General features: G+C 58.5%; 11 protein-coding genes. 1 reads left to right on the plus strand and 10 read right to left on the minus strand.

Features of this window, described 5'->3' with window-relative positions; genetic code table 11:
• Positions 1-96: 96 nt before the first annotated feature.
• The 9 genes from B9Z48_RS08730 to mnmG all read right to left on the minus strand — a co-directional run bounded on the left by B9Z48_RS08730 (position 97) and on the right by mnmG (position 10981).
• On the minus strand, positions 97-1860 hold the full coding sequence (locus B9Z48_RS08730; RefSeq protein ID WP_089962064.1) for an ATP-binding protein: 1764 nt from the start codon (positions 1858-1860) through the stop codon (positions 97-99).
• Between the two features lie 3 nt (positions 1861-1863).
• Positions 1864-3603: an ATP-binding protein gene (locus tag B9Z48_RS08735; protein WP_108377850.1), complete on the minus strand. Its 1740-nt coding sequence runs from the start codon at positions 3601-3603 to the stop codon at positions 1864-1866.
• A 6-nt stretch (positions 3604-3609) separates the two neighbouring features.
• Positions 3610-4527, minus strand: coding sequence for a ParB/RepB/Spo0J family partition protein (locus B9Z48_RS08740; protein ID WP_089962107.1), 918 nt, complete (start codon positions 4525-4527; stop codon positions 3610-3612).
• A gap of 2 nt (positions 4528-4529) precedes the next feature.
• Positions 4530-5114, minus strand: a complete 585-nt coding sequence (locus B9Z48_RS08745) for an alpha/beta hydrolase (RefSeq protein ID WP_228769335.1) — start codon at positions 5112-5114, stop codon at positions 4530-4532.
• Positions 5115-5135: 21 nt separating this feature from the next.
• Complete coding sequence (locus B9Z48_RS08750) at positions 5136-5906, minus strand: ParA family protein (RefSeq protein WP_089962071.1); 771 nt, start codon at positions 5904-5906, stop codon at positions 5136-5138.
• Positions 5907-5921: 15 nt separating this feature from the next.
• On the minus strand, positions 5922-6539 hold the full coding sequence (locus tag B9Z48_RS08755; protein ID WP_089962074.1) for a LysE family transporter: 618 nt from the start codon (positions 6537-6539) through the stop codon (positions 5922-5924).
• Between the two features lie 32 nt (positions 6540-6571).
• Entirely contained in the window at positions 6572-7186 is a 615-nt protein-coding gene (locus tag B9Z48_RS08760) for a LysE family transporter (RefSeq protein WP_108377851.1), read from the minus strand.
• Positions 7187-8360: 1174 nt separating this feature from the next.
• Positions 8361-9014 (minus strand): 16S rRNA (guanine(527)-N(7))-methyltransferase RsmG, encoded by a 654-nt coding sequence (gene rsmG / locus B9Z48_RS08765; RefSeq protein ID WP_089959180.1) that lies wholly within the window; start codon positions 9012-9014, stop codon positions 8361-8363.
• Positions 9011-10981 (minus strand): tRNA uridine-5-carboxymethylaminomethyl(34) synthesis enzyme MnmG, encoded by a 1971-nt coding sequence (gene mnmG, locus B9Z48_RS08770; protein WP_108377852.1) that lies wholly within the window; start codon positions 10979-10981, stop codon positions 9011-9013. Before mnmG ends, rsmG begins: the two co-directional genes overlap by 4 nt.
• A gap of 291 nt (positions 10982-11272) precedes the next feature.
• Between mnmG and B9Z48_RS08775 the strand changes: the two genes are divergently transcribed.
• Complete coding sequence (locus B9Z48_RS08775; protein WP_108377853.1) at positions 11273-12583, plus strand: Glu/Leu/Phe/Val dehydrogenase; 1311 nt, start codon at positions 11273-11275, stop codon at positions 12581-12583.
• Positions 12584-12642: 59 nt separating this feature from the next.
• Here the strand turns inward: B9Z48_RS08775 and B9Z48_RS08780 are convergent, their stop codons facing one another.
• Positions 12643-13110, minus strand: coding sequence for an Lrp/AsnC family transcriptional regulator (locus B9Z48_RS08780; RefSeq protein ID WP_108377854.1), 468 nt, complete (start codon positions 13108-13110; stop codon positions 12643-12645).
• Between the last annotated feature and the right edge of the window lie 24 nt (positions 13111-13134).

Below are 13134 nucleotides of genomic sequence, written 5' to 3' on the forward strand. Positions count from 1 at the left end.
GGCCCTTCTCCTTGGCTTGTGGGTCTTTTCGTATTACAAGGTGATCTGGCACCGGTGCACAGCGGGTTTACATCCTCCTGAAAATCAAGGAGGCGTTCACAACCCTCTTGTTGATGAGCCACCCACCAGGCATTGCTCGATCTTGCTGCACAGCACCGCCGGTTCAAAGGGTTTGAGCATGACGTCACTCAGACCTGCCGACTTGAAGGCGGCCAAGTCCAGGGGGTTCACATTGGCGGTCAGCCCCAACACCGGCACGTCACGCACTCGGGGCAAAGGGTCTTGCCGAATGACGCGTGTTGCATCAATGCCATCCATGACGGGCATGACCATGTCCATGAGCACCAGATCCACATGTTTTTGATGCAAGGTGTCCAAAGTACTTTGCCCGTCCAGCGCCTCCAGCACCACGCTGAATGGCCAGGCGTTTTGCAACACTTGCTTGAGCAGCAAACGGTTGACCGGATGGTCATCGGCCACCAAAAAAGTCCAGGCCTTGTCTGAACTGAGCACACGCAGATGCACCGAAGACAATTTTTGACCCGGTGCCTCCTCGGCCGTCAAGGGCAGGCGCAACCAAAACCTTGAGCCCTGGCCCGGTTCGCTTTCAAAGCCAATGTCACCTCCCAGCAAGTGCGCCAGTTTTTGCGAGATGGCCAAGCCCAGGCCGTTGCCGCCGTACAGGGTTTGCGTATCACTTTCGGCTTGGCTAAAGCGCTTGAAAATTTGGGCTTGTCTTTCCTTGGCAATGCCAATGCCTGTGTCCTTGACCGAAAACTCCACACCCGGTGCTTGCCAACGCACCTGCAGTTGCACCGCACCCTGGTGGGTGAACTTGAGGGCATTGCCCAACAAATTGACCAACACCTGCATCAGGCGATGGCGGTCGGTGTGCACCCAGGTGGGCAGGGCATCATCGAGCACCAGGCGGTAGTCGATGTCCATGCTTTTCACGCGGGGCTTGAACAGCTCAAAGGCATGCTCCACCGTTTTTCGCAGCTCAAAGGTTTCGGGGTGGGTGACCAGTTGACCGGCCTGCAGCTGGGAATAGTCCAGGATGTCGTTGATCACCGTCATCAAGTGATCGGCCGATTGGTGGGTGTGGTTGAGCACCTTGACCGCTTCGGGTTTGTCCCGGACACGGGACAGCAGCAGCGCATTGAAGCCCAAAATGGCATTCATGGGTGTTCGCAACTCATGGCTGACGTTGGCAATGAAATGCTCACGCATCTTCAACGCCATCTCCAATTCCTGACGCTTGGTTTCCAGCTCGGTTTGGTAAAGCAGGCTTTGGCTCAAGGTGGCTTGGTAAAGGCGGTCATAGATCAGCGGCACAATGACCAGCACCCCGGTCACCAAACTGAAGGTCATCCAAGACGACACCGCATGCTCGACACCCAAGACATACGGGGGTGTCCACCCCACCCAATTGGCCCAGCCCATGCCCAACTGAGCCAACCACACCAACACCAACCAGACAGCCCCTGCCCGACGACCCATGATGTAGAACGGCGTCAAGGGCAGCACCAACATCCAGGCCAAGCGTGGCGACGAAACGCCCCCTGTCGTCCAAGCGGCGTATGCCAGCACACACAAGCTGGTGGTGGTGCCGATGTGCACCGCCCAGTTCAGGGGCATTCCACGGTCAATCAAGACCAGCAGCAGCAACAAGACCCCGGCCATCAACAAAAACATGGGTGTGGCCGTTTGTTGCAGGTTCGTCACCACATGCAGCAAGAGTACGCCAATGATCAAAAGGCCAAACAGGAACACATAGGGCATCTTGCCCTGGCGGTAACTGGCAGGCAGTCGGGCGACGATTTGTTCAAACCGTGAAGGGGCGGCCTTGTCTTGGTGCACGGTTCAGGCCCTCGCTTTTCGAATGTGCCGACTCACGCAACGCACCAAGATTTCGGGGTCCATGGGTTTGTCCAGCACCTCATCCATGCCTGCATCGAGACAGCGTTGTCGGTCAACCGGGTTGGTGTTGGCTGTGAGCGCCAAAATCGGCATGCGGGCCGTGATGGCCGGAAATTGTTGGCGAATTTGTGCCGTCAATTGCATGCCATCCATCTCGGGCATGATCATGTCGACCAAGGCAATGTCAAAGCTTTGAGTGTCCAACAAGCTCAGCGCTTGTGCAGCCCCGTCTGCGGTGACGATCTGCGCTTTGGGCCAGCACTTCTTGAGCTGCAAGCGTGCCACCATCAGGTTCATGGTGTTGTCATCGACCACCAGAATGCGCAAGGCCTCGTCTTGCAAACTGTCCGAAGATTTGGGGTGCGCTTCTGAGGGTGTGCTCGCGGCTTCAAGGGGTATTTGGAACCAGAACGTGGCGCCATGGCCAGGCTCACTTTGAAGCCCGATCTGCCCCCCCTGCAAATTCACCAGTTTCTCGCAAATGGACAAGCCCAGTCCTGTCCCACCATAAGCGCGGGTGGTTTGGATATTGGCATGCTCAAACCGTTTGAAGATCTGGCGATGCTCTGCGGGCGCGATGCCGCGACCCGTGTCGGTGACTTCAAAGCGCAACTGCCCCGACTGAACGGCAATGCGCAAATGGACCGCTCCTTGGTCGGTGAATTTGAACGCGTTGTCGAGCAAATTGCGCAATATTTGAAGCAGTCGCTGACGGTCTGCATGCACCCGCTTGGGCACACCATCCTCCATCTGGCCTGTCCAAGTCAGGCCTTTTTCCTGCGCCCGGGTCTGGTGTGTTTGCAAGGCCTCTTGCATGAGGGGTTCCACATCAAAATCCACCGCGTGGACCCACAATTTACCGGCCTGAAGTTGCGAAAAATCCAGAATGTCGTTGACCACTTGCAACAGGTGCGTGGTGGAGCGGCGAATGTGGTCCACCACCTCCACTTGGTCAGGATGGTCCGCCAACTCCTGACGCAACACACTGTTAAAACCCAAAATGGCGTTCATGGGCGTGCGCAGCTCATGTCCCACCGCCGCCACAAATTCATCCTTGTGGGCCTGTGCCTGCAACAAGGCCTGGTGCGTGGCCTTGAGTTCTTCGTTTCGTCGATCCAGTTGCTGACGCTGCCGGTCGTGCAGGTGATCGTACAAAAAAACCGCCAACATCAAATTGCCAGCGACCAAAGCATTGTTCATCAATGACCATGGCACGGCTTGTTGCGTGATCTGGACATGGTCACCCGACCAGCCGCTCAGGGTGGCCACCAACAAACCCGCTGTGAGCGACAAGGAAATGACAACCCAGATCAAGGTGGCCATCGGCCCCAACAGCAGCAGCACTGGCACCGACAGCACATTGAGCCACACCATGCCCATGGAATTGACGCCCCCAGACGCCATGGCGTTGTGGGCGACCATGGTGGCGCTGATCAATGCGGCACCATGCACAACGGCCGCAAAATACCGCGGCCGGTAGGCCAAGGGAACCAAAGCCACCATGAGCACCGTGCAGGCCAAATTGATGCGCCGATCGTAATACCCCGACGGCATGAAGAAAAAAAGCAGCGAGCTCAGCCCAATGGCCAGCAAAAAGATGACCAGCAGGTTTTCTCTGGAAAACAAGGTTTTGCCGTCAGCCTCCGAGCCCGCCGGCAATGATGAAGCACCCTTTCGAAGCATGGGGCTTCAGCTGGCTTGTCCGCGCAATCGGTCAATCAAGCCATTGAGCTCTTCGAGTGAGCCAAACTGGATGCTCACCTCGCCCATGTCTTGCATCTTGCCCAAACGTTTGACCCGCTTTTTGATGCGCACCTCGACCTGAGCCATCAGGGCATCTGACAACTCTTCCTCGACCCGGCGGATGTCCCCTGACTTTTCGGTGCTCGATTTCCGGGGTGCTGGATTCGCATCGTTGCCCAGTTTTTTGACCAGCACCTCGGTCTCCCTGACCGAGAGCTTTTTGGCTGCAATCTGGTTGGCCGCTGTGATTTGCTGGGCCTTGTCCAAGGCCAACAAGGCCCTGGCATGGCCCATGTCGAGATCACCCGCCATGAGCATGCTTTGCACAGGATCGGCCAAATTGAGCAAACGAAGCAAGTTGCTGGCTGCGCTGCGTGAACGCCCAACGGCTTGGGCCGCCGCTTCGTGAGTGAGCCCAAACTCTTTCACCAAGCGTTGCAGGCCTTGAGCCTCCTCCAAAGGATTGAGGTCCTCGCGCTGGATGTTTTCAATGAGCGCCATGGCTGCGGCAGCCTCGTTGGGCACATCCCGCACCAGCACCGGAACCGACTCCAGACCGGCCAGACGCGAGGCGCGAAAGCGCCGTTCGCCAGCAATGATCTCGTATTTGCCAGCGTTGTCGCCCTCGGTGAGCTGCCTCACCAAAATGGGCTGCATGATGCCCTGCGCCTTGATGGACTCGGCCAACTCGTACAGCGCCCCTTCGTCCATGCGCGTTCGCGGCTGGTAAATGCCCGCCACCATTTGGTCAAGCCTGAGCTGATGGGGCGTGCCGGTTTCGGCCTCAAGTGGCGCATCGGCCACTTTGGGGCCCAGCAAAGCTTCCAGTCCACGGCCAAGGCCTTTGGGTTTTTTGGTGACCATGGTCATTCTTTCAAGAGGGTTTGCAAAAGCGCATGACCTTGTGGCCATGCACCCCAAAAGGTGTCAACCTTGAGGTGTTCAAACGGTTCGCCCAGAACCCATCGCGCACCCCAATTTTGAGCCATCTCATGGGCTCGGTCGGTGCGGCAATGCGGGTCATTCTGGCAACCCACCAAAACGCTGGGGAAAGGCAAAGTCTGCCGCACAATGGGTGCCCAGCCTGGCAAATGCTCATGCAGCTCGGATGCCTCCACATCGGCGGGCGCGACCAGCAAAGCCCCCCGAACACGCGCCGTATGGCGAGAAAAAGAGGCCCATGCGGCCACCAAAATGCATCCCAAACCGTGCCCCAGCAGCACCACGGAACCGGGTGCATCGACAATGACTTCATCCAGTCGTGCAAGCCAGTCACCACGGCGAGGCCTTTGCCAATCGTTTTGTTCCACCACGGTATAACCATCACGCTGCGCCCAAAGCGTTTGCCCATGTTCAGGGCCGCTGCCCTGCCAACTTGGCAAGATCAAGACGCTGGCTGGCTCAGCCTCGGGCCGCAGCCCGGAACGTGCGTCGCCGCTCAATGTGTTCATGGACATCACTGCGGACACCCCTCACAGCACAGGGGCTCGTTGAATCATTTCCCGCGCAAACTCCACATAGGCCAGACTGCCTTTGGCCGATGGGTCAAACACCACCCCTGGAACGCCATAGCTGGGCGCTTCGGCCAGCCGCACATTGCGAGGGATCACGGTGTCAAACACCTTGTCTCCAAAGTGGGCCTTGAGTTGGTCACTGACTTGCACCTGCAAGGTGATGCGCGGGTCAAACATCACCCGCAACAAACCAATGATCTTCAGGCCCTTGTTCAAGTTGGCGTGCACCTGCTTGATGGTGTTGACCAAATCGGTCAGCCCTTCCAGCGCAAAATATTCACACTGCATCGGCACAATGACCCCGTGGGCGCAACACAGGCCATTGAGGGTCAGCATGGACAGGGAAGGCGGGCAATCGATCAACACAAAATCGTAGTCGGCATCCACGGATTGCAGGGCTACTTTCAGTCGCTGGTCACGGTGCTCCAATTGAACCAGTTCGACTTCGGCCCCTGCCAATTCACGGTTGGCACTGAGCACGTCGTAACCGCATTTTTCGGCCTTGACGACCGATTCGGCCACTGACGCCGATTCGAGCAACACATCGTAGACGCTGAGCTCGACCTGCCGTTTGTCAATGCCCGACCCCATGGTGGCATTGCCCTGCGGGTCCAAATCGACCAGCAAAACGCGCTGACCCAATTTGGCCAAGCCAGCGGCCAGATTGACGGTGGTGGTGGTTTTGCCAACGCCACCTTTTTGGTTGGCAATGCAGAAAATGTGGGCCATATGAAGGTGTCCGAATTATTTGGAAATGGCCAGCTTGAGACCGAAACCCACCAGAAAAACACCCGCCAGTTTTTCCAAAATGCGGCCGATGCGCGGATTTGAACGCATGCGCTCGGCCAAGTGGTAAGTCAACAAGGTCATGCCCAAACCGTACAAAAACGTCAAGGCCGCGATGGTGGCGGCCATGACGCCAAAACTGATCCACCCCAAGTGGGTTTTTGGGTCAACAAACAAAGGAAAGAACGCCATGTAAAACACAATGGCCTTGGGGTTCAGCAAGGTGATGACCACCGCTTGCTGAAAAAAGTCGCGCGGGCGTATGTTGAGCACGGGCGCGTCACCGGGTTTGGCAGACAACATCTTCCAGCCCAACCAGGTCAGATACAAGGCACCCATCCATTGCACTGCCACAAATGCGGCAGGGTATGTGGCCAAAACCGTCGCCACACCGGCCACCGCCAACCACATTAGCACCTGATCACCCACGATCACGCCCAAGGTGGCACCCAAGCCACCAGCCATGCCCCCTTTGCCTGTGGAGGTGATCAAGGCCAAGTTACCCGGCCCAGGAATGGCCAGAAACAACACAATGGCGGCGACAAATGCACCGTAATCAGAAATACCAAAAAACATACAACACTTTCGTCAGAAGTTCAGGTTTTGACTTACTTGACCAGCACCATCTTGAGTCCAAAACCGATCAGACCCAAACCGGCACATTTTTGCAAAAACCCCGCCACTTTGGGCCTTGCCCGAATGCGTTCGGCCATGGTGTGCGTGACCGCCACCACACCCACACAATAGGTCAGTCCCAAGACGGCAATGGTCAATGCCATCACCACAAAAGTCAGCACGCCTTGATGTTGAACGGGGTCGATGAACTGCGGGAAAAAAGCCAGATAAAACAAAATGGCCTTGGGATTCAGCAAAGTGATGAACAGGGTCTCACGAAAATAATGCCCAGGGGTGATTTTCACGCTTGGCCCTGTACCCGGCTTGGCCACGATCATTTTGACTCCCAACCAAGTCAAATAGGCCGCCCCCATGTATTGCAAGACCATGAAAACGCTCGGATAGGCCTTGAGCACGGCCGCAACACCTGCCACTGTGAGCCACAACAAAATTTGGTCACCCAGCAAAAGTCCCAGAACCGATGCCAAACCACCCGACAAACCACCCAAAGTGGTTGAGGTGATCAAGGCCAGATTGCCAGGACCAGGCAAGAACAACAGCAATAGAAACGCTGCTGAAAAAGCGCCGTAATCCGAAATACCAAACATGTGAGCTCTTTGATAACAAGACCTTGAGTGTAAATGCCACATGTGCGCTTTGACTCGTCTTTTGTTGTTTCACGTGAAACAAGTCTGCGTTTGACTGGCGTTTGCACATTTTCAAACCGATGTGCGGTGGCCTATCAAGTTCGAATGATTCATCTCTTATGGATGAATCCGGCCCGATGACGTCTGTATGAACGGTATTTTGTAAAAGTGATGCCCTTGTCGCGATGAAGCCTCGCTGACCACCCCCCATCGCCCCGAGGGCGGGGCTCCCACATTTTGTAGGAGCAACGCCCTCGTCGCGATGAAAGCCTCGCAGACCACCCCCCATCGCCCCGAGGGCGGGGCTCCTACATTTTGTAGGCGCGACGCCCTCGTCGCGATGAAAGCCTCACAGACCACCACCCATCGCCGAGGGCGGGGCTCCCACATTTTGTAGGAGCGGCACCCTCGCCGCGATGGATCCTCGCTGACCACCACCCATCGCCCCGAGGGCGGAGCTCCCACATTTTGTAGGAGCAACGCCCTCGTCGCGATGAAAGCCTCGCAGAACACCACCCATCGCCCCGAGGGCGGGGCTCCCACAAGGATTGTTGGAGCGGCACCCTCGCCGCGATGGAGCCTCGCAGACCACCCCCCATCGCCCCGGGGGCGGGACTCCCACATTTTGTAGGAGCGGCACCCTCGCCGCGATGGAGCCTCGCAGACCACCACCCACCGCCCCGAGGGCGGGGCTCCCACATTTTGTAGGAGGGGTGCCCTCGTCGCGATGAAAGCCTCACAGACCATCACACATCGCCCCGAGGGTGGAGCTCCTACATTTTGTAGGAGCGACGCCCTCGTCGCGATAGAGCCTCGCAGACCACCACCTATCGCCCCGGGGGCGGGGCTCCCTCATTTTGTAGGAGCGACGCCCTCGTCGCGATGAAAGCCTCACAGACCATCACCCATCGCCCCGAGGGCGGGGCTCCCACAGGGAGCGCTGCGCCAAAAATAGCCGCGCAAATCAAACTCCACAGGGCCGGGTCAATCGCTGAACACCTTCTGAAGTGATCGCGGCACCATGACCGATGACCACACCTACAGACTTTTCAACCGTGATTGACGCAGGGCCCTGTCCCAGCCATCCCAAAATTCAGGGCTCAACGCACATCATGTTGAAAGACACCGCCAAGCCTCAATGGGCAGATGCTTCAGGCTTCATCCAGATCATGCAGCGCTCAACGTCCAAACCTGGCACCTTCAAGGGTTCCACGTGAAACACGCCCACATCACTGGGCAAAGCATCGATCTCATCTTGGGGATGCTTTCCCTTCATGGCCATCCACACACCACGCTCGTCCAAAGCAGAGCGAGACCAGGTGACGAAGTCAGGCAATGACGCAAAAGCACGCGAACAGATGACCTGATAGGGGTCCGTCAACGATTCCACCCGTGCATGCAATCCGCGCAAATTGGGCAGCTTCAGGTTCACGGCCACTTGCTGCACAAACGCGGCTTTTTTGGCTACCGTGTCCACACAGCTCACATTCAACTCGGGCATGCACACAGCCAGCACCACCCCGGGCAAACCACCCCCTGAACCCACATCGAGCACACGCAGGGCCTTGCCTTGGGTGTGCCGCGTCAAAGGCCCCACAGCTGTCAGACTGTCCAACAGATGGTGAGTGAGCATGTCGGCCGGGTCACGCAGTGCTGTCAAGTTATAGACTTTGTTCCACTTTTGGATCAGCGCCACATAGTCCAACAAAGACCGAATTTGCCCATCCAACAACTCCAAACCCAAGGCTTCGACACCCGAGCGCAAGCCTTGTTCCAAATTCACACTCATGCGATGACACTCTCTGGATCGGTTTTCATGAAGCCTTTGAATCCACCCTTCTTCAGGTGAATCAGCAACAGCGACACACTGGCCGGCGTGATGCCCGATATGCGCGAAGCCTGGCCCAGTGTTTCGGGCCGATGTTTGGCCAACTTCTGACGAGCTTCGATCGACAGTGCCGAGACTTTCATGTAGTCCAGACTCTCGGGCAGGCGCAGGTGTTCGTAAAACGCAGCCCGCTCCACCTCCCCTTTTTGGCGGTCAATGTAGCCAGAATACTTGGCGGCGATCTCGACCTGCTCGATCACCGAGGGGCTCAGGTCACCCAGCGTTTCACGTGAAACATCGGCGCTGGCCATGCGCCCACCGTCCAAAGACATCAACGCCGGATAGCTCACATTCGGTCTGCGCAGCAAGTCGAACAGGTTGTGCTCGTGCTCAATGGCTTTGCCCATCACCCGCTCAGACTCGGCCGCTGGCAAGTTGCGCGGGTTCACCCAGGTGGATTTCAGTCGCTCTGTTTCACGTGAAACAGCATCGCGTTTGCGGCTGAAGGCGTCCCAACGGGCGTCATCCACCAGACCCATTTGACGGCCCACTTCGGTCAGGCGAGCATCGGCATTGTCTTCGCGCAACTGCAGGCGGAACTCCGCCCGGCTGGTGAACATGCGGTAAGGCTCTGTCACGCCCTGGGTCACCAGGTCGTCCACCAGCACACCCAAATAGGCTTGGTCTCGTGCAGGCGTCCAGGCGGCTTCGCCACGGCATTGCAGCGCGGCATTGATGCCCGCAAACAAACCCTGGGCCGCAGCTTCTTCGTAACCGGTGGTGCCGTTGATCTGCCCCGCAAAGAACAGGCCGTTGATCTGGCGCGTCTCAAAGCTGTTCTTCAGGGCGCGTGGGTCAAAGTAGTCGTATTCGATGGCGTAGCCAGGGCGCAGGATGTGGCAGTTTTCCAAGCCCTTCATCGAGCGCACCAGGTCGTACTGGATGTCAAACGGCAGACTGGTCGAGATGCCATTGGGGTAATACTCGTGGGTGGTCAGGCCCTCGGGTTCCAGAAAAATCTGGTGGCTGTCTTTGTCGGCAAAGCGGTTGATCTTGTCTTCCACGCTGGGGCAGTAACGCGGGCCCACGCCCTCGATCTTGCCGGTGAACATGGGGCTGCGGTCAAAGCCCGAGCGGATGATGTCGTGTGTGCGCTCGTTGGTGTGGGTGATCCAGCAAGGCACTTGCTGAGGGTGCATGCCTGCATTGCCCATGAAACTGAATACCGGCACCCCACCCTCGGGGTTCATGCCGCCAGGCACGCCGTCACCGGGCTGCTCGGTGCATTGGCTGAAGTCGATGGTGCGGCCGTCCAAGCGGGGTGGTGTGCCCGTCTTCAGACGTCCTTGCGGCAGCTTGAGTTCTTTGAGCCGTGCCGACAGACTGACGGCAGGCGGATCACCGGCCCTGCCCGCTGCGTAGTTTTGCAAACCCACATGGATCTTGCCGTCCAAAAACGTGCCCGCCGTCAGCACCACGGTGCGCGAACGGAAGCGGATGCCGACCTGCGTCACGGCGCCCACCACCCGGTCGCCCTCCACCATCAGGTCGTCCACGGCTTGCTGGAAGAGCCACAAATTGGGCTGGTTTTCCAACATGCGGCGAATGGCGGCTTTGTACAAAATGCGGTCAGCCTGGGCGCGGGTGGCGCGCACGGCCGGGCCTTTGGAGCTGTTGAGGATGCGGAACTGGATACCGCCCTCGTCGGTGGCCAGCGCCATGGCCCCGCCCAAGGCGTCCACCTCTTTGACCAGGTGGCCCTTGCCAATGCCACCAATGGACGGGTTGCAGCTCATCTGCCCCAGCGTCTCGATGTTGTGGCTGAGCAAGAGTGTTTTGCTGCCCATGCGGGCGGCCGCAAGCGCGGCTTCGGTTCCAGCATGGCCACCGCCGACCACGATCACATCGAATTCTTGAGGGTAAAGCATGAAAAATCCGCCTTGAATGAAGGCCAAAAAAGGGCGCCGCCTGCGCCGTGGGCCGCCCTGCCACGGGGTCGGCTGAAGCTGCTTATTTTACAGGCAGGTGTCTTTGGCGGGGTCTTTGTTCGCACAGCCATAAACGGGGTTCAAGCACGACCTCAAGCAGGAGACTGACGCCTCCAAGTTGATGCCTTCTGTGCATGAACCGACAGCCAAACAGCCTTGGACGGCGCAACATGGGGTGCTCCACAATGCGCAACACCGACAACCCGTCAGTTTCACGAAAGGCATCAAAACATGGCCAACACACCCGCAAGCAACACAGCCACAAGCTCCCATGCACTGCCCTCTTATTTAAACCCTGAGCACCTCGGCGCTTGGGGCATTTACCTGCAGCAAGTCGACCGCGTCACGCCCTACTTGGGCAGCTTGTCGCGCTGGGTCGAAACCCTCAAGCGCCCCAAGCGCGCACTGATCGTGGACGTGCCGATTGAGCTGGACAACGGCACCATGGCCCACTTTGAGGGCTACCGCGTGCAACACAACACCAGCCGCGGCCCGGGCAAAGGCGGTGTGCGCTTTCACCAAGACGTGACCTTGTCCGAAGTCATGGCCTTGTCGGCCTGGATGTCGATCAAAAACGCGGCCGTCAACCTGCCGTTTGGCGGGGCCAAGGGCGGCATCCGGGTCGACCCCAAAACCCTGTCACGCGGCGAGCTGGAGCGCCTGACACGCCGCTACACCAGCGAGATCGGCATCATCATCGGTCCGACCAAAGACATCCCCGCGCCTGATGTGAACACCAACGAGCAGATCATGGCCTGGATGATGGACACCTATTCCATGAACGAAGGTGCCACCGCCTCGGGCGTGGTGACCGGCAAACCCGTTGCCTTGGGCGGTTCTTTGGGCCGACGCGAAGCCACCGGGCGCGGCGTGTACACCGTGGGCCAAGAGGCTGCACAGCACATCGGGCTGGACATCGGCCAAGCCCGCATCGCGGTGCAAGGCTTTGGCAATGTGGGCGGCATTGCCGCCAAGCTGTTTGCCCAGGCCGGGGCCACGGTGGTCGCGGTACAGGACCACGGCGGCACGGTTTACAAGGCTGCAGGTCTGGACGTGCCTGCCCTGCTGCACCACGTCAGCGCGCACGGCAGCGTCCAAGGTTTTGAAGACGGCGACACCCTGCCCGATGCGCAGTTCTGGGGCGTGGATTGTGACATCCTGATTCCCGCCGCGCTGGAGCAACAAATCACCGCCGCCAATGCCCACCTCATCCAGGCCCGCATGGTGATCGAAGGCGCCAACGGCCCCACCACACCCGAGGCCGACGACATCCTGCACGAGCGGGGCATCCTGGTCGTGCCCGACGTGATCGCCAACGCCGGGGGCGTCACCGTCAGTTACTTTGAATGGGTGCAGGATTTTTCCAGCTTCTTCTGGAGCGAAGACGAGATCAACGCCCGCCTGGTGCGCATCATGCGCGAAGCCTTTGCCGCCATCTGGCAAGTGGCCGACGAGCACCGGGTGAGTCTGCGCACTGCCACGTTCATTGTGGCGTGCACGCGCATCTTGCAAGCGCGTGAGCTGCGGGGTTTGTACCCCTGAGAAGCGGCGGCTGATCACAGGCCCGGGCTCGCTTGGGAGCTGCTGACCACCCCGAGACCTCAGGTCTTCAAAGGCAAGGCCCCAGCGGCCTTGACCTCGCCCAATGAAAAGCTGGTGTGCAGGTCTTTCACATTGGGCAGGTTGATCAGCACATCGCGGGCGAACTGGCTGAAACTGTTCAGGTCCTTGCTGACCACCTGCAGCTCAAAGGTGCCGGTGCCACTGATGTAGTGGCACGACACCACTTCAGGGATTTTGAGGATGGCTTCCTCCAGTTGGCGCGTGATGTCGCCCCGGTTGCGCTCGGCGTCCAGCCGCACAAAGGCCAACACATCCAAGCCCACTTTCTGGCGGTCAATTTCGGCACGGTAGCCTTGGATGACGCCCGACTCTTCGAGCGCCCGCACCCGGCGCCAGCACGGCGCGGCCGACAAACCCACCCGCTGCGCCAACTCCGCATTGGTCAGGCGGCCATTGGTTTGCAGTTCGTTCAATATCGCCCAGTCGAATTTGTCCAGTGTTTCCAAAATACGCCTCTTTGAGCAAGATTC

Source organism: Limnohabitans sp. WS1 (genome assembly GCF_003063265.1).
GTDB lineage: Bacteria > Pseudomonadota > Gammaproteobacteria > Burkholderiales > Burkholderiaceae_C > Limnohabitans_A.